The following is a 17,118-nucleotide window of genomic DNA, read 5'->3' as shown; positions in this document are numbered from 1 at the left end:
GGGTAAGGCGGGCTCAAGCACCCAGCGCGTGGCTTTCATGGCCGAAATAGGCGCGCTCGAGCCTGTGCGCGAGGTCACTCTCGCCGGTCGGCGCCTCCAGCGCGATCGCACCCTGCACCAGCGCGTAGACCCGATCGGCACAGGCCAGCGCCTTCTCGAGCAATTGTTCGACCAGCAGCACCGAGGTGCCCTGCTCCCGCAGCCGGCCGATCACATTGAGGACACGATCGACCAGCACCGGCGACAGTCCGGCCGAGGGCTCGTCCAGCATCAGGAGCCGGGGGCGGCGGACCAGGCCTTGCGCCACGGTCAGCATCTGCTGCTGCCCGCCCGACAACGCGCCGCCGCGCTCATGGCGCTTCTCGGCGATCTCGGGGAAGAACGCCAACGCCTCTTCGATGCGTACAGTCCGTTCGGCGCGCGGCAGGTCGTAGCCGGCGAGCAGCAGATTGTCGGTGACCGAGATCTGCGTGAACACGCGATGTCCCTCGATCACATGCACCAGCCCGGCCCGCGCGGCATCGCGCGGCGTGGCGTTGGTCATGTCGCGTCCGCCGAACCGGACCTGCCCGGCGGTGACCGGCAACAATCCCGACATCGCGCGCAGCAGCGTGGTCTTGCCGGCGCCATTCGGACCGAGCAGCGCCACCACCTCGCCGGCGGCGATCGTCAGGTCGATGCCGTGCAGCACGCGGATCTTGCCGTAGCCGGATTCCAGCGCGCTCACCGTGAGCAAGGGTTCAGCCGCCGAGATAGGCACTGACGACCTCCTTGTGCACACGGATCTCCGCCGGCGTTCCCGCCGCCAGCGTGCGGCCGAGATTGAGCACCGTGACCTGATGGCAGATGTCGAAGATCAGATCGGCATGGTGCTCGACCAGCAGCACACCGGTGCCGCGGGCGCAGACCGCCTTGATCAGGATCGCGAGCCGCTCGATCTCGTCATTGGAGAGGCCCGCCGCGGGCTCGTCGAGCAGCAGGAAGTCCGGATCGAGCATCAGCGCCCGCGCGATCTCGATGAAGCGCAGTTCGCTGTGCTGCAGACGGTCGGCGCGCACATCGGCAAGCGCCTCGAGGCCAACGACGCCGAGCAGTGCCCGCGCCTTGGCGGCGAGCAGACGCTCGTCCGCGCTGCTGCGCAGCAGTGCCAGCATCGCCTCGACGAAATTGGCCCTGCCCTCGATCGAACCGCCGATCATGACGTTCTCCAGCACCGAGGCTTCGCCGATCACCCGCGGGGTCTGGAAGGTGCGCGCGATGCCGCAAGCGGCACGCATCACCGGCTGGCCCGCGGCCAGCACCGCATCGCCGAGCGTCATGCTGCCGGCCTTCGCGGCGTAATAGCCCGAGATCACGTTCAGCGTGGTGGTCTTGCCGCTGCCGTTCGGCCCGATCAGGCCGTGGATCTGGCCGGGCGCGACGTCGAGGTCGAGGCCGTCGATCGCCTTCACATTGCCGAAGCTCAGCGCGATGCCGCGCAGCTGCAGCGTCTTGCCGCCATCGCGCCGGCGCACGATGGCGGCGAGCGCGGCCGGGCGCGGCACGATGGTGCGGTTGCTGGCGAGCGGGCGACGGTTGCGGAAATCGAGCAGCGCGGCGATGCCGCCGGGCATCACCAGCACGATCACGAGCAGCAGCACCGCGTAGAGGAAGGTCGACCAGGCCGCGAGCGGCGCCGCGATCTCCGGCAGGATGGTCAGGATGATGGTGCCGAGCATCGGCCCGAGGATCGAGCCGCGGCCGCCGATCAGGATCGCGATGAAGAACAGCACCGAGAGATCGAAGGTGAACGCGTCTGGCGTGATGTAGGTCTGCAAGGTCGCGAACAATCCGCCGGCGATCGCCGCCAGCGCACCGGCGAACAGGAAGATCGCGATCAGCATTTTCGGCTTGGAGATGCCGCTGGCTTCGGCGGCCACCTCGGCGTCGCGCACCGCGATCAGCGCCCGGCCGAACCGGCTGCGCGCCACATTGGCGCTCATCCAGGTGGTGACGACCGCGAAAGCGATACAGAGGCCGTAGAACCCCCACGGCGTGTTGAACGGCGCCGGGAATTCGGGACCGGCAATGCCGATGCCGCCTCCGGTCACGCTCTGCCAGGCCAGTGCGATCTGGGTCACAATGGTCGCAAAGCCCAGCGTCGACATCGCAAAGTAGAAGGTGCGCAGGCGCAGGGCCGGCAGGCCGACGATCACGCCGAAGATCGCGCCGATGAGGCCTGCGATCGGCAAGGCGGCAAATACCGGAATTGCCGGCATCACATTGCCGGCGACCAGCACGCTGGTGGTGTAGGCGCCGAGCGTCAGCAGCGCGACATAGCCGATCGCAAGATGGCCGGCAAAGCCGACGACCAAATTGAGGCCCGACACCAGCACCCAGTAGATCGCCGCGCGGGTGCCGATCAGCACCCAGTAATCATTGCTGACGAAGGGCAGCAGCAGGGCCAGCACCAGAATGCCGAGGAACGGCACGAGGTGCGGCAGCGCCGCACGCCATGCGCCGCTATCGGTTCGGGGCGGAGCGGCGGCGACCGATGTCATCACACCCTCCGCGCGGTCGAGGCGCCGAACAGCCCCTGGGGAGCCGCGAGCAGCACCACGATGAACAGCGTGAACACCGCGACCGAGGAGAAGATGCCGCCGACCAGGAAGTTCGCCGCCTGCTGGAACAAGCCGAGCGCCAGCCCGCCGATGATCGCGCCTCTGTTGTTACCGAGCCCGCCGAGCGCCACCGGCACGAAGCCGTAGAAGTTCAGCAGCGCGCCATTGGCAAAGAAGGCTAGCAACAATTGCCCGCCGGAAAATCCGGCGATGCCGCCGACCACGCCGGCAAGCGCGTAGCTCGCAACACGCAGATTGCGCTCGGGCAGGCCGAGCGCCCGTGCCGCGAAATTGTCCTCGGCGATGGCGAGGAACGCGCGACCGACCAGCGTGCGGCGGTAGAGATATTCGAGGCCGATGATGGTGACGGCGCAGGCGGCAACCGGCAGCCAGAATTTTTCGTCCCAAACGCCCTCACCGAATCCTGCGATGCGCGGGAACGGCTGCGGCTCGGTGCCCCATTTGATCGCCGTGACCTGCTGGATCATCAGCGCGACCGCAAGCGTCGAGAGCACGTAGAGATGCTGGTCGAGGCTCTTGAGCACCGGCCGCACCGCGACGAATTCGGTGATGATCCCGATCACCGCGCAGCAGAGCAGCGTCAGCACGAAGCCGACCGCGATCGGCAGGCCGAGCTTCAGCGTGAACATCGAGCCGAACACGCCGCCCAACATCGCAAGCTGTCCCGCGGTGAAGCTCATCACCCGCGAGGTCGAGAACATCGTGTTGTAGGTGACGCCGACCAGCGCGTAGATCGCGCCCGCCGCGAGACCGGATGCAAGGATCGAGGCCAGCATCGGCTGCGTCCTCGCCCTGCTATGTGTACCCCGGCGCCAGCGCGAAGGTGCCGTCCTTGGCGGTAGAGGCCTCCGACATCACGATCTCTTCGGTCAAATAGCCGTTATGCTGGGTCGGCGAGAAGCGGTAGTTGCCGAAATAGCCGGGATAGGTCGACAGCGAATTCCAGTAGCTGATGATGCCGGCGCTGTCGGTCGAGCCGCTCTCCGCGACCGCCTTGGCGATCAGCTCGATGCAGTCGATACCACCCGCGACCCACCACAACAGCGTATCATTCAGCGCGACATTGGCCTTGGCCAGGCGCGCGACCAGGTCCGCGCTCTTCGGCGGCAGCTTGCCGGCGCCGTCATAGCTGCAGCTCTTGTAGCCGATCGCATAGACCTTCTTCCAGCTCTCCGGTTTTGCAACCAGGTTCGCCAGCTCGCCGGAGGCCATCGACGGATGCCCGACGAAGGGAACGTCCCAGTTCATCGCGGCGCGGGTGTTGAACATGCGCGCCTCCATGCCGGTCGAGACGCTCCACACCACGATCGCCTCGGCGCCGGCATTCTTGGCGCGCAGCATGTCCGGCGTCATGTCGGGCTGGGTGGCGTCGATATTGGCCTGATAGGACACCTCGGCGCCGTCCTTCTTGAACGCCGCGACCGACGCGCCGACCGCGGTGACGCCATAGCCGGTGGTGTCGCCGATCACCGCGACCTTCTTCACCTTGAGGATCTTCAGGCAGTAATTGCGCACGGCATCGTCCCATTGATTGTTCGACGGCGCGATGCGGAACGCATTGGGGAACTTGACCGGATCGATCAGGGTCTCGACGACGCAGGGGTGCAGGTCGGGCATCTTGGCGCGCGCCATGATCGGCGTGGTGGCCAGCGCCTCGCCCGAATTCAACGGGCCCCAGATCGCGTGAACCTTGGCCTGGCTGATCAACTCCTGGGTGGCGTTGACCGCCTTGGTCGGATCGCCCTGGGTGTCGCGCATCACGAGCTCGATCTTGCGGCCCTTGACCCCGCCGGCGCCGTTGATGGCATCGACCGCGAAATTGACGCCCCGGTTGAATCCGACGGTCGGCGCCGAACTCGGGCCGGTGATCGCCGCGAGACAACCGATCTTGATCGGTTCCGATTGTGCTGTTGCAGGAGCCGGGAAGGAGAATGATGCGGCGCCCAATGCGCCGGCGCTGCCCAATAAAACGTCACGGCGTGAAATGGCCATGTGATGCACTCCCTGTTTCCCTCTCGGCGCCCGTCGTTTGTTGCGGGACGTCCGTTGATTGATTGTCCGCGCGCTCGGGGCCGCGGTTTTGCAGGATCAAGTTTGAGCTGGATGTAAAGGTCTTGTCCAGCCCCGCGGACGGTATTGGGATCAGTCGAACTTTCATGGCCGCGGCCGCCGCGTCCAGCGCTCGGCATTGACAGCGCCGACAGGTATCTCGCCGGCGACGATCTTCGTGACCTGGCGCACGGTTTCCGACGACTGATGCTCGATCGCCTGCGGGGTCAGGCCGCCGACATGCGGGGTTGCGATCCCATTGCGCAGCTTCGCGAGCTCCGGCGTCGGCATCTGATCGGGCGCACGGCCGACATCCATCGCCGCGCCGGCAATGTGGGCATCGCGCAGCGCGGCCGCCAGCGCCGCCTCATCGACCAGATTGCCGCGCGACAGGTTGATGAAGAATGCATGCTTCTGCATCCGCGCCAGTGCGGCTTGCCCGATCAAATTCTCGGTCTCGGCGTTGGCGATCGCGAGACAGACGACATAGTCGGCGCTTGCCAGGAGATCGTCGAGCGGCAGATGCCGGATCGCGGCATCGTCTGACGTCACGAAGGGACCCGCGACCAGCACATTCATGCCGAGCACTTTTGCGATCCCGGCAAGATAGCGCCCGATGCTGCCATAGCCGATGATGCCGACCGTGCTTCCCGCAAGCTGGTGGCCCATCACGACCTCAGGCGCCCTGCCCGCATGGTAGTCCGCGGTCGCGCGCGAGACGCCGCGCGACAGATCGACCATGAAGCCGAGCGCAAGCTCGGCGACCGACTGCACGAAGCCGGCGCTCGCCTGCGTCACCAGCACGCCGGCGGCAGACGCTGCCGCGACGTCGATGTTGCGGATATCGACCGCACAGCGGACGAAGGCGCAGAGCTTCGGCAGAAGCGGGACGATTTCGCCGGGCCCCTGCGTCATGCGATCGGCGACGATGATGTCGACATCGGCCGCGGCCCTGACCAGCGCAGCCGCGTCCAGCGCCTCATCGCCGTCATGCAGCCTGACGTCGGCGACCGCGCGCAGGCCGTTCAGGCTGCGCTCGCCGTAATAGTCGCGGCGCATCTGCGGGGTATGGGCGAGCAGTACCTTCACGCTTCTCTTCCCCTCGATCGTGATGCGATTATGAGAAATCGCATCACGATCTCGTCTCTTTGTTTGAGCATGATCTTTTCGGAAAACCGGTTCCCACTTTTCCGGATCATGCTCTAATAACCCAACGCATGCGGCAAGGCCGTGCTGATCGCCGGTACGAAGGCGATCACCAGGAGGCACAGCAACAGCAGGCCGAGATAGCCTGAGATCGGCTTGATGGTCTGCTCGATCGGCACATTGCCGATCAGGCAGGCGCCATAGAGCCCAAGGCCAAGTGGCGGAGCAAAGAGCCCGAGCCCCATCGCGATCACCAGCACGACGCCGAAATGCAGGGGATCGATGCCGAGCTTGACGGCAACCGGCAGCAGCAGCGGCCCGAAGATGATCAGCGCCGCGGCGCCCTCCAGCACCGACCCCATCACCACCAGCACCGCGATCGACAGCAGCATGAACAGCCAGACGCCATGGCTGCCCGATATCGCCAGCATGAGGTCGCCGACCGCGTGGGGCACCTGCTGCAGCGTCAGGATGAAGGCCAGCGACTGCGCGGCGGCGACGATGAACAGCACCAGCCCCGAACGGGTGGCCGATTGCACGAAGCAGTGCGCGAGGCTCTTCGCGCTGAGTTCGCGGAACAGCAGGCTACCGACGGCGATGGCATAAACGGCGGCGAAGGCGGAGATCTCGGTTGCGGTGGCGAAACCGCTCCTGAAGCCGAAGAAGATCATGAAGATCAGCCCGAACGAGGCGATCGCGCCGGTCCACAGCCCCGACACCGCGGTGCGCGGCTCAGCGTCCTGGTTCGCGGCAGGACGCTTGCCGAAGATGATCGACACCGCGATCAGCGCCAGCGCCATCAGCGCGGCCGGCAGCATCCCGGCGACGAACAGCCCGCCGATCGAGAGATTGGCGACGAAGCCGAGGATGATCAAATTGATGCAGGGCGGAATGGTCTCCGCCATCACAGCGGAAGCCGCAAGCAGCGCCACCGCGCCGCCCGGATTCTGCCGCGAGCGGCGCGCCGCCGGGATCAGGACCGAACCGACCGCGGCGACATCGGCCATCTTCGAGCCCGAGATGCCGGAGAACAGCACCATCGACATCACCATCACGACGTTGAGCCCGCCGCGCATCCGTCCGACCGCGCGCTGCAACAGCTCGATCAGCCGGACCGACATGCCGTTGGCTTCCATCAGATAGCCGACCAGGATGAAGAACGGGATCGCCAGCAGCACGAAATTGTCGATGCCGCGCGCCATCTGCTGGGCGAAGATCACGCCGGGGAGCGTGCCCTCCACCCAGATGAAGATCAGCGCCGCCAGCGCCAGCGCAAAGCCGATCGGCAGTCCGCCGAACAGCGTGAGGAAGAAGCCGATCAGCATCAGCGCCTGCGACGACGGCACCGACGACGGCGCCAGCGCATCCCAGGCCAGATAGAGGCCCACGATGACGGCGGTCACGGCGATGCCGGCCACCATGTCGCGCAGCGGCCGGCCGCAGAAGGTCTCGAACGCGAAGATCGTCATGAACGAAGCGCCTGCGCCCATCGGGTAGAACGTCCATTCCAGCGGCAGGCCGGAGCCGGAGGTCTGGCCGGTGGTCAGCCAGCCCATCTTGATGGCGTTGAACGCAACGTAGAAGGCGATGATGGCGACGAGCAGCGCACCGACCGCATCGACGACCCGCCGCACGCCCGTCGGCAGCATGTCGACGAAGAAGGCGACGCCGAGATTCTCGCTGCGTGCCAGCGCGCTGGCGGCGCCGAAGAAGCTCGAGCCGACCATCAGGCCGCGGGCGACGTCGTCGGACCACTCGACCGGCGCATTGAACAGGAAGCGCGCCAGCACCGACACGCAGACCACCACGAGATCTGCGGCGAGCAGGATCGCGGCGATCGCGTCGCTGACGGCGAGCAGCGGCGCCGTGATCCGCTCAGCGCTGCTTCTCGTCGCGACTGCGGCGACCGACATGCGCCGACCTCAGGCCTGGGTGGCGCGGATCAGATCGACGACGGCCTTCGCCTCGGGCCGCGCCTTGATGAAATTGTCGGTCTGCGGCAGCACGCGCTTGCGGAACGCCTCCTTGTCGCATTCGACGACGGTGACGCCCTTTTCCACCAAGGTCGCCAGCGCCTCCTTCTCCACCGCGAGGCCGTGCGCGCGGGTGTCGATCGCGGCCTTGCTCGCCGCATCGAGGAAGCCTTCGCGCAGCTTGGGGGCCATGCGGTTGAAAGAAGTGTCGCTGAAATAGACCGCGAGCGGCGAGAAGATGTGCTGGGTCAGCGCGTAGTGCTTCGCCGTCTCGTAGAACTTGCTCGCCAGGATGGTCGGCGGATCATGCTCGAGCCCGTCGAGCACGCCGGCCTGCAGCGCCGTATAGATCTCGCCGAACGCCAGCGGCGTCGCCGCGGCGCCCATCAGCCGCAGGCATTCGGTGATGATCGGATTGGGCAGCGTGCGGATCTTCAACCCGGCGAGATCTTCCGGCGTCTTCACCGGCTTCTTCGCCAGCACGCTGCGCGCGCCGAAATTATAGGCCCAGCCGATGATATGAATGCTGGCGCCCTTGAGTAGCGCATCCTCGATCGGCTTGGCCGCACCGGCGTCGAACGCCTTGGTCTGCTGCTGATAGCTGGTGAAGAGGTAGCCGAGGTCGAAGGTGCCGACCAGCGGCACCAGATTGGCCGAGATCGACGAGCCCGACACCATCAGGTCGATCACCCCGAGCTTCACCGAGTTGATGACGTCGATCTCCTGGCCGAGCTGGTTGTCCGGGAAGAAGGTGACGTCGATCTGCTCGCCGAGCCCGTTCGCCTTCAGGCTCTTGACCAGATTGTCGTAGTAGACGCGGCCGTTGGCGTATTTGGGATCGTTCGGCAGCGACGACGAGCATCGCATCTTCAGGATCGCGGCCTCGGCGCGGCCGACGATGGCGGGTGCGGCGGCGAGCCACGCCGCGGCCGTGACCGACGATCGCAGCACAATGCGGCGGCTCACCCGGTTCGTCGTCATGATGGTGCTCCTCCCCAGGAACGGATCTTTGTTGTCTTGGCCGTTTGTGTTGGCCGCCCGCCTGAACGGCGTGAGCTTGGCAGCCCATTTGTCATAATGTATGACAAAACAGATACGGTTGTGCAAGAGCGCGGCGCGGCGGCGGCGCAGGCACCAACCGCAGCGAGGCTTCCGATGTTCCAGACATCCAACGCATTGCGCCGGAGCGTGCACAGCCAGGTCACCGACCGCGTCGGCAGCAGCATCGTGCGCGGCGATATCGGCGTCGGCGAAACGCTGCCGCCGGAGATGCAGATCTGCGAGATGATGGACGTCAGCCGCACCGTGGTGCGCGAGGCGATGCGCACCCTGACCGGCAAGGGCCTGATCGAGTCGCGCCCCAAGAGCGGCACGCGGGTGCGGCCCCCCGAGCAGTGGAACCAGCTCGATCCCGACGTGCTGCGCTGGCACCTCGAGACCGCGGAGATCGATCGCTATCTGGCCAAGCTGTTCCAGCTGCGCGCCGCGGTCGAGCCCGCCGCCGCGGCGCTGGCGGCGACCCATGCCGAGGCGGACGACATCGCCCGCATTCGCGCCGGCTGCGACGGCATGGACGCGGCCAGGACCAACGAGGACTTCGTCGCCGCCGACATCATGTTCCATCAGGCGATCTATTTCGCGACCCGCAACGAGTTCTTCTGGCCAATCGCGCAGATGTTCGAGATCACCCTGCGCCAGAGTTTTACCATCGCCGCCCCCGGCTCGCATCGCCCGCGCGCGCTGCGCGAACACCGCGCGGTGCTGAATGCGATCGCCGCCGGTGAGGTCGAGGCGGCGCGCGCGGCCACCGTCGTGCTGTTGACGAACTCCGCCGATGACCTCGTGAGAATTCGCGGCCGGGAGTTCGAGACGCCGGCGGGCAAACCTGCGCGCAGGCGGTAGTCGCTGTGTAAGCGACATCCTCACGTCGACACCTCCACGTCGTCCTGGCGAAGGCCAGGAACAATAACCACCGACGTGTATTGGGAGAGAGATCGAGGCCCCAGCATCGTCCAGCAATTTGCATTTGGGGTAATGGGTCCTGGCCTTCGCCAGGACGACGATGAAGGAGGTTCTCGATTCATGATGTCAAACAGCCGAGTTCTCGGTGTCATCGCGCGGCTCGACCGGGCGATCCAGTATTCCAGAGACGCCGGTGCTTGAGCCGAGAGGCCGCGGCGTACTGGATCGCCCGGTCGAGCCGGGCGATGACACTGTGAGTGGGATACAGCTTCGCGTTCTCGCGACATGATTTGTCCGAGCTTTGCATCTCGTTTCGCCCTCTCGTTGAGCAGAGGGCGCAGGGAAAGCCGGGTGCCGATCGCACCCATGGGCCCCGTGCAAAAGTAGAAAGCACGGGGTAGGACCACAGGTGTAACCGGGAACAACCCGGCTTTCCCTGCGATGGGCTAGGTGGTGTGGACACTAGCGCATCCATAGAACGATGGCTGCGAGAGTGACGACGGCCCGGTAGTTCCGGGCCGTTTTTTCGAAGCGGGTTGCGACGCGGCGGAACTGCTTGAGCTTTGAGAAGCAGCATTCGACGAGATGACGCTGGGCATAGAAATGCTTGTCGAGTGGATATTTGAGCGCGCGTGACGGGTTGTTGGGGATCACGGCGAGCGCGCCTTTGGCGGCGATGGCTTGGCGCAAGTGATCGGCGTCATAGGCCGTATCGGCCATGACGACCTCGGCGGATAAGCCTTCGATCAATGCGGCGGCTTGCGGTGCATCGCCCTTCTGACCTGCGGTGAGCTTGAACCGCACCGGACATCCCAAGCCTCGAACGGCCATATGTATCTTGGTGCTCAGGCCGCCGCGCGAGCGGCCGATCGCTTGATCTTCCGCTTGATCTTCAGACCCCCTTTTTGGCGCCGGCGGCGTGCTGATGCGCCCGAACGATGGTGGAATCGACGATCAGATATTCGAAGTCCGGATCATCGGACATCGCCTCGAAGATCCGCCACCAAACACCCTTGATGCTCCATCGACTGAAGCGCCGGAACACGCTGTTCCAGTCCCCAAACACCTCCGGAAGATCGCGCCAGGGAGACCCCGTACGCACGATCCACAGCACACCTTCCACGAACATCCGGTTGTCGCGCCCGGTGGAGCCCTTCTGATCGGGGCGCCCTATGATCAGCGGCGCTATCCGCTCCCACGCCGCGTCGCTCAATACCAAACGGTCCATCACACCCAAGGCGGCCTCCCCAAAAGCAGCCTTGAATCTGATTTGCTCCTAAAAGGGAATCCTTAGAGTCCACACCACCTACGGCTTACTTCGTGCTCTCCCCGGCGAGACTGGGCTTGCTTGTCACCGCCTTCGCAAAGCGCTGCGCGCTTTACGAGAGGACACCGGCCGCTAGGGCATCAGGACCACACGACTTCACCGTCCGCTTCGCGTGCTCTCGTCAGTTCCACGCTCGGCGTCCACCGCATCCCACACCGCGTTCGTGACGATCGCGAAGCGCCCTCGTATCGGGTGAGACGGGTGAACCTATAGCACTGAGTTGCTCTACTGATAAACCGAATTATTTTTGCGCGCGGAGATTGACAGGTTTTTGCTGTGTTGCCCGACGTGTCGAATTGGCAACACTTGGTTGCCATCACGATGTGCATCGTAGAATGGATAGAGCGCAGCGAAACCCATCATCTCAACGCGCGGATAAAACGATGGGTATCGCTTCGCTCCACCCATCCTACGATCTACCACGATCCACCAGCCGAACCTCGTCGCAACACACTATTTCGAGCGTGCCACCGTGGTGCCGTCCCAGTCCTCGTCGGTGGGATTGGCGAGCTGATGCCTGCACCGCTCGATCATCAGCGATGAGGCCGCATCCGCGCCGCGGAGCTGCCGGCACGTCTCGAACGCAGCGATCGCTGCGGTGAAATCGCCGGCGCGCCAGGCCGACAGTCCGGCCTCATAGGACGCGATCCAGTCGCGCGCGATCGCGTCCTCGTCGGCCATCGCGATCAACTCGTAGATGTCGAGCCCGCCGGCGCGGCCGTAAACGGCGAGCCGGTCGAGCTCGCGGACGACGATGCGATCACCGGCGAGACGGCGCGTCTCCGGACCGATGATGATCGTCGACCCATAGACCTTGTTGGTGCCCTCGAGGCGGCTCGCGATGTTCACGGCATCGCCGATCACGGTGTAGTTGAGCCGCACCTCCGAGCCGATATTGCCGACCAGCATGTCGCCGGAATTGACGCCGATGCGGATGCTGACCGCGTCTCCCTTGTCGTCGGCGAGGCCGGCCTGTGCGACCGCGCGCTGGCAGGCGAGCGCCGCCCGGCAGCAATCCGCGGCGTGATCCGGGTTGGCCGCGGGCGCGCCCCAGAACGCCATCACGGCATCGCCGATGAACTTGTCGATGGTGCCGCCCTCCTTCTGGATCGCCGCGGAGACGACGTCGAAATAGCGCGACAGCAACGGGATGATGCGGTCGCCGAGCCGCTCCGACATGCCGGTGAAGCCGGCAAGATCGATGAACATCACGCTCATCGGCCGCACCGCGCCGCCGAGCCGTGCGCCGTTGCCGTCGCTGACGAGGCGCCGCACCAGATCGGCGGGGATGTATTTGCGGAACGCGGCGAGCCCCTGCGCCATGTCGCCGATCGCACCCGAGAGGTTCTCGATCTCGGCAAGGCGCGACGGATGCCGCTCGACCTTGTCGAGGTCGAAGCGCTCGACATGCCTGATCTCGCCGACCACCTTGATCAGGGGCGCCGCGATCAGGCGCTGCGCCAGCCAGGCCGACAACAGGCCGGCGGCCGCGATCAGCGCCGCGAGCCCGATCAAGAGATTGCGGATCGTCATCCGCACCGGGCCGAGGAATTCGGATTCCGGCACCACCGTCACCAGCGACCAGCCCGGGAACGAGATCGGCGTCAGCACCGCCTGATAGGCCTGCCCGTCCCGCGTGACCTGGGAGCGGAACGCCTCGCCCTCGCCGGGATCGTAGGCCTTGCCGGCCTGCCTGACCGCGGCGACCGCAACAGGCAGCAGCGGATGGTCGGTCTTCAGCGCATTCAGCTCGTCGGCATCGGGATCGGGAGACGCGATCACGCTGCCGTCGCGATCGAGCAGGAAGGCGCCCGCCGACTTGCCGACCGTGAGTTGCGAGAGGAAGTTCGACACCCGGGTCAGCTCGATGATGATGGCGAGCACGCCGGTGCGCTCGCCGTCGACGTCGATCGGCACCGCCAGCATCGCGGCCAGCCGCTCGCCGCGGGGCAGCGTCGTCAGCGTCGACCATTGCTGGTCACGGGCTGCGATCGCATCGCGAAACCAGGGCTGGTCGGTGACCAGATATTTGCTATCCTCGACGGTGCTGTCCCTGAGCTTGATGTCGATGCCGGCATAGTCGTATTGATCGGCCTTGAGCTTGCGGTCGGGTGAGATGGTCAGCATCTCGACGCCGGCATCGCCGAGCTTGTGTCCGGCGAAGAACGAGCCGTCCGGCCAGCCGAATGCCACCCACGAAATGGTCGGTTGCGACTGCAATTGCGACAGGAACACGAACTGCCGCTTGCGCGCGTCGCTTGCGTCCAGCACCTTCTCGGTCAGCAACGTCCGCACCGCCGTCATCGACGAACGCGCTTCGGTCGTGATCGACTGCAATTCGTCGCCGACCGCGGAGACGATCTGGTCATTGATGGTGTCGGCCAGGGTCTGGCTCACCCGTTGTGCGGTGCGCCACCACAACAGATGCACGCCGACGGCGCTGACCACGATCGAGGTCAGGACGAGGGCCGAGATGGCGCTGCGGATGCCGATGCGCATCGTTAGAGTCCGTATCAACGGTTTCATTACCGCACTACGGAACATATCAGGGTTTGTTTCACCCGCACGGCGGTGGCGCAGCGCCCGGACACGGCCCTGTGACCATAGTTGAAGGTGCCGGCGACGAAACTTCTGGATTGTTGGCCGCGTACACGCCAAGACAAGTTAGTTACCTCGAAGGTTCTTTGATGCACGACGTCTCGATCCCGGCCGCCCTGATCGCCGGCCTAGTCAGCTTCCTGTCGCCCTGCGTGCTGCCGCTGGTGCCGCCCTATCTGATCTATCTGACCGGGGCGACCATCGAGCAGGTCAATCAGGACGGCGCCACCGCGGCCTCCAAGCGCGCGGTGATGACGGCGGCGCTGATGTTCGTGCTCGGCTTCTCCACCGTGTTCGTCGCGCTCGGCGCCAGCGCCTCGATCGTCGGTGGGCTGGTGCGGGCCTGGTCGGCCGAGCTCTCGATCCTGGCCGGCATCGTCATCATCATCATGGGCCTGCACTTCCTCGGCGTGACCCGGATCGGCCTGTTGATGCGCGAGGGGCGGATGACCGCGCCCAGGCCGGTCGGGCTGTGGGGCGCCTATGTCATGGGCCTGGCGTTCGCCTTCGGCTGGACGCCCTGCATCGGGCCGATCCTGGCGGCGATCCTCTCGATTGCGGCCGCCGAGGCCACGGTGACGAAGGGCGCCGGCCTGCTCGCGGTGTATTCCGCCGGGCTCGGCATCCCGTTCCTGCTGGCGGCCTTCATGATCAAGCATTTCTCCTCGCTGTTCGCGCGGATGAAGCGCCATCTCGACACCGTCGAGCGCGTGATGGGCGTGCTGATGGTGGTGACCGGCATCGGCTTTTTGACCGGCGCCGTCTCCGGCGTCAGCGTCTGGCTGCTGGAAACCTTCCCGGCACTGCAAAATATCGGCTAGGCGCGTAACAAGCCCGCCGGGACCGGCGAAACTCCTGCCATAACGGGTCCGTAGCTTTCAGCTCGTGCCCTTTGGTGCGCGTGCGCCCAACCACCGGCGCAGGCGGCCTGGCGAGATATTCGGGAGGGTTCGCATGAATTTCATCGTCAATTTGCTGATTTTGCTGCCGGCACGGATCGCTTCGCATTTTTCCTGGGCCGGGCCGCTGATCATGCGGATCATCGTCGGCTACACCTTCATGCTGGCCGGGTGGGGCAAGCTCACCAACCTCGCCCAGGTCACCGAGAATTTCGTCGGCTGGGGCATTCCGTTCCCGACCATCCTCACCCCCTTCGTGTCAGGCGTCGAATGCTTCGGCGGCGCGATGCTGATCCTCGGCCTGTTCACCCGCATCCCCGCCGCGATGCTCGCGGTGGTGATGATCGTCGCGATCAGGTCGGCGAAATGGGGCGACGTCGATTCGCTGGAGACGCTGCTCGGGTTCGAGGAAGCGACCTACTTCGCCGCCTTCATGTGGCTTGCGATTGCAGGTCCCGGCGCCGCCTCGCTCGACCGCCTGCTGGTCAACGCGGTGGCCGGCCAGAAGGCGGCGACCTGAGAGGCTGGCTCACAATCCCGTGACATGGCGAGCCCCGAACCGGGCGGGCGCGTAGCTCACACGACCCCTCGCCGCCAGGAGCGCGCCATGAGACTTGTCCGCACCATCGCAGTTCTCGTGGCGTTGAGCGCGTCACCGTCGCTGGCGGCGGACGGCCCGGCATGGAGCGACTGGAGCCACGATCTGTTCGCGCGCGCCACGGCCGAGAAGCGCTTCGTGATCCTCGATCTCGAGGCGGTGTGGTGCCACTGGTGCCACGTGATGGAGAAGACGACCTACGCCGACCCCAAGGTGCAGGAACTGCTGTCGGCAAAATATCTCCCGGTCCGTGTCGACCAGGACGCCAATCCGGACCTCTCGAGCCGCTACGGCGACTGGGGCTGGCCGGCCACCATCGTGTTCGCGCCCGACGGCACCGAGATCGCGAAGATCAGGGGCTATATCGAGCCGGAGCGGATGCAGTCGCTGCTCAAGGCCATCATCGACGATCCCTCGCCGGGCCCGTCAGTCGGCGAGGCCTTCGAGATCAAGCCCGCCGTCTCGGCGTTTCTCGACAAGGCGCAGCGCACTGAGCTGACCAAGACCTTCGACTCTTCCTACGACGAGAAGCTCGGCGGTTGGGGCGAGAACCAGAAATATATCGATGCCGACAGCCTCGACCTAGCGATCAGCCGCGCCGAAGCCGGCGACGCCATGGCAACAAAACGCGCCCGGCAAACGCTCGATGCCGCGATCGCGCTGATCGATCCGGTGTGGGGCGGCGTGTTTCAGTATTCCGAGGCCGGCTCCTGGAACCAACCGCATTTCGAGAAAATCATCTCGTTCCAGTCGCAATATCTGCGGCAATACGGCCAGGCCTACGCGCAATGGAAGGACCCGAAATATCTCGCGGCCGCACGCGACGTCGAGCGCTATTTGACAAGCTTCCTGCTGAGCCCCGACGGCGCCTTCCATGTCAGCCAGGACGCCGATCTCAATCACGATGTCGACGGCCACACATACTACGCGCTTGATGATGCCGAGCGCCGCAAGCTCGGCATGCCCCGCATCGACAAGAACCTTTATGCGCGGGAGAACGGCTGGGCGATCTCGGGGCTCGCAGCCTACTACGACGCGAGGAACGATCCGAAGGCGCTTGAGATCGCCGAGCGGGCGGCAAAATGGGTGCTGGCCAATCGGGCGCTGCCGGATGGCGGCTTCCGCCATGGCGAGACGGATCGCGGCGGCCCCTTCCTCGGCGACACCGTCGCGATGGGACAGGCCTTGCTCGATCTCTACGCCGCGACCGGCAATCGCGACTGGTTGGCGTCGGCGACGAAGGCCGGCAATTTCGTCGCGAGCTTCCGCGATGAGGCCGGCGGCTTCTTCACCTCGAAGACGTCGGAGGGAAAAGCGGGCGTGTTCGCAAAACCGGCAAAACTGATCGACGACCAGATCCAGGTCGCGCGCTTCATGAACATGCTCAATCGCTATACCGGCAACGACGGCACCCGCGAGCAGGCCGCGCATGCCATGCGTTACTTGAGCGCGGCGTCGGCCGAGATGCCGCGTCCGCTGCCCGGCGCGCTGCTCGCCGACGACGAGCTCGCGTTCGAGCCGACGCATGTGACGATCGTCGGACACAAGGATGACGGCCGCGCACAGAGCCTGCATGCGATCGCCCGTGCCCTGCCCGCCCGCTACAAGCGGCTTGAATGGCTCGACCTCCGCGAAGGCAAGCTGCCCAACCCGGATGTCGACTATCCCGACCTCGGCGAGCCCGCGGCGTTTGCCTGCAGCAACCGCATCTGCTCATTCCCGGCGTTCAGTGCCGAGGAATTGCGGACGAACGTGGCGCAGATGGCGAAGCTGAAGCCGGCGCGATCAGCGCAAAACTGATTAAAATGCAGAGAGTGCGATGCAGCAAACCGATCGGCACCGCGCAATGAAATACTCTTTGACCCACGGCGTTTGACATGAACCGGGCATCAGACCCGGGTTGAACAAAATTTTCTTTTGAAGCGCTGTAACCAAATCGCCTGAT

Annotated in this window: 12 protein-coding genes and 1 pseudogene; 4 read left to right on the top strand and 9 right to left on the bottom strand. The window is 65.3% G+C overall.

Annotated features, from left to right (window positions below):
* Nucleotides 1-13: 13 nt before the first annotated feature.
* From HAP54_RS25890 to HAP54_RS25860, 7 genes are all read right to left on the bottom strand, one after another.
* Nucleotides 14-760 (bottom strand): ABC transporter ATP-binding protein, encoded by a 747-nt coding sequence (locus HAP54_RS25890; protein ID WP_166304954.1) that lies wholly within the window; start codon nt 758-760, stop codon nt 14-16.
* Nucleotides 741-2,540 (bottom strand): ABC transporter permease subunit, encoded by a 1,800-nt coding sequence (locus HAP54_RS25885; protein ID WP_166304951.1) that lies wholly within the window; start codon nt 2,538-2,540, stop codon nt 741-743. The genes HAP54_RS25890 and HAP54_RS25885 overlap by 20 nt, the downstream gene beginning before the upstream one ends.
* Complete coding sequence (locus HAP54_RS25880; RefSeq protein ID WP_166304948.1) at nt 2,540-3,397, bottom strand: branched-chain amino acid ABC transporter permease; 858 nt, start codon at nt 3,395-3,397, stop codon at nt 2,540-2,542. Before HAP54_RS25880 ends, HAP54_RS25885 begins: the two co-directional genes overlap by 1 nt.
* Nucleotides 3,398-3,416: 19 nt before the next feature.
* Nucleotides 3,417-4,613, bottom strand: a complete 1,197-nt coding sequence (locus HAP54_RS25875) for an ABC transporter substrate-binding protein (RefSeq protein ID WP_224741786.1) — start codon at nt 4,611-4,613, stop codon at nt 3,417-3,419.
* Between the two features lie 162 nt (nt 4,614-4,775).
* The gene (locus HAP54_RS25870) at nt 4,776-5,759 is read right to left on the bottom strand and encodes an NAD(P)-dependent oxidoreductase (protein ID WP_166304945.1); all 984 of its coding nucleotides are present in this window, start codon (nt 5,757-5,759) and stop codon (nt 4,776-4,778) included.
* A gap of 113 nt (nt 5,760-5,872) precedes the next feature.
* Entirely contained in the window at nt 5,873-7,729 is a 1,857-nt protein-coding gene (locus tag HAP54_RS25865; protein WP_166304942.1) for a TRAP transporter large permease subunit, read from the bottom strand.
* A 9-nt stretch (nt 7,730-7,738) separates the two neighbouring features.
* The gene (locus HAP54_RS25860) at nt 7,739-8,770 is read right to left on the bottom strand and encodes a TRAP transporter substrate-binding protein (protein WP_166304939.1); all 1,032 of its coding nucleotides are present in this window, start codon (nt 8,768-8,770) and stop codon (nt 7,739-7,741) included.
* Between the two features lie 120 nt (nt 8,771-8,890).
* Between HAP54_RS25860 and HAP54_RS25855 the strand changes: the two genes are divergently transcribed.
* Nucleotides 8,891-9,691 carry a FadR/GntR family transcriptional regulator gene (locus HAP54_RS25855; protein WP_248114453.1) on the top strand — a complete coding sequence of 267 codons (801 nt, stop codon included), beginning with the start codon at nt 8,891-8,893 and terminating at the stop codon, nt 9,689-9,691.
* 522 nt (nt 9,692-10,213) lie between these two features.
* On the opposite strand, the pseudogene HAP54_RS25850 reads toward HAP54_RS25855, so the two are convergent.
* Together HAP54_RS25850 and HAP54_RS25845 are read right to left on the bottom strand one after the other, a co-directional pair.
* Nucleotides 10,214-10,988, bottom strand: a pseudogene (locus HAP54_RS25850) (IS5 family transposase).
* A gap of 543 nt (nt 10,989-11,531) precedes the next feature.
* Nucleotides 11,532-13,577, bottom strand: a complete 2,046-nt coding sequence (locus tag HAP54_RS25845; protein WP_166304931.1) for an adenylate/guanylate cyclase domain-containing protein — start codon at nt 13,575-13,577, stop codon at nt 11,532-11,534.
* A gap of 188 nt (nt 13,578-13,765) precedes the next feature.
* Here HAP54_RS25845 and HAP54_RS25840 point away from each other — a divergent pair, with 188 nt between their 5' ends.
* The 3 genes from HAP54_RS25840 (at nt 13,766) to HAP54_RS25830 (ending at nt 16,973) form a co-directional block, all read left to right on the top strand.
* Nucleotides 13,766-14,497, top strand: coding sequence for a cytochrome c biogenesis CcdA family protein (locus HAP54_RS25840; protein WP_175619486.1), 732 nt, complete (start codon nt 13,766-13,768; stop codon nt 14,495-14,497).
* Nucleotides 14,498-14,630: 133 nt separating this feature from the next.
* Nucleotides 14,631-15,095 carry a DoxX family protein gene (locus HAP54_RS25835; RefSeq protein ID WP_029078864.1) on the top strand — a complete coding sequence of 155 codons (465 nt, stop codon included), beginning with the start codon at nt 14,631-14,633 and terminating at the stop codon, nt 15,093-15,095.
* Between the two features lie 87 nt (nt 15,096-15,182).
* The gene (locus tag HAP54_RS25830) at nt 15,183-16,973 is read left to right on the top strand and encodes a thioredoxin domain-containing protein (RefSeq protein WP_166304925.1); all 1,791 of its coding nucleotides are present in this window, start codon (nt 15,183-15,185) and stop codon (nt 16,971-16,973) included.
* Nucleotides 16,974-17,118: the final 145 nt, after the last annotated feature.

Origin of the sequence: Bradyrhizobium sp. 2S1 (assembly GCF_011516625.5) — a bacterium.
GTDB lineage: Bacteria > Pseudomonadota > Alphaproteobacteria > Rhizobiales > Xanthobacteraceae > Bradyrhizobium > Bradyrhizobium septentrionale.
Note: the sequence above shows the minus strand (reverse complement) of the source record. Positions and strands in the feature narration are given on the sequence as shown.

Bases quoted from the DNA above. Each gene is read 5' to 3' on its own strand.
- HAP54_RS25885 (WP_166304951.1), bottom strand. From the start codon at position 2,540: ATGACATCGGTCGCCGCCGCTCCGCCCCGAACCGATAGCGGCGCATGG.
- HAP54_RS25840 (WP_175619486.1), top strand. From the start codon at position 13,766: ATGCACGACGTCTCGATCCCGGCCGCCCTGATCGCCGGCCTAGTCAGC.
- HAP54_RS25880 (WP_166304948.1), bottom strand. From the start codon at position 3,397: ATGCTGGCCTCGATCCTTGCATCCGGTCTCGCGGCGGGCGCGATCTAC.
- HAP54_RS25860 (WP_166304939.1), bottom strand. From the start codon at position 8,770: ATGACGACGAACCGGGTGAGCCGCCGCATTGTGCTGCGATCGTCGGTC.
- HAP54_RS25875 (WP_224741786.1), bottom strand. From the start codon at position 4,613: ATGGCCATTTCACGCCGTGACGTTTTATTGGGCAGCGCCGGCGCATTG.
- HAP54_RS25830 (WP_166304925.1), top strand. From the start codon at position 15,183: ATGAGACTTGTCCGCACCATCGCAGTTCTCGTGGCGTTGAGCGCGTCA.
- HAP54_RS25845 (WP_166304931.1), bottom strand. From the start codon at position 13,577: ATGCGCATCGGCATCCGCAGCGCCATCTCGGCCCTCGTCCTGACCTCG.
- HAP54_RS25835 (WP_029078864.1), top strand. From the start codon at position 14,631: ATGAATTTCATCGTCAATTTGCTGATTTTGCTGCCGGCACGGATCGCT.
- HAP54_RS25865 (WP_166304942.1), bottom strand. From the start codon at position 7,729: ATGTCGGTCGCCGCAGTCGCGACGAGAAGCAGCGCTGAGCGGATCACG.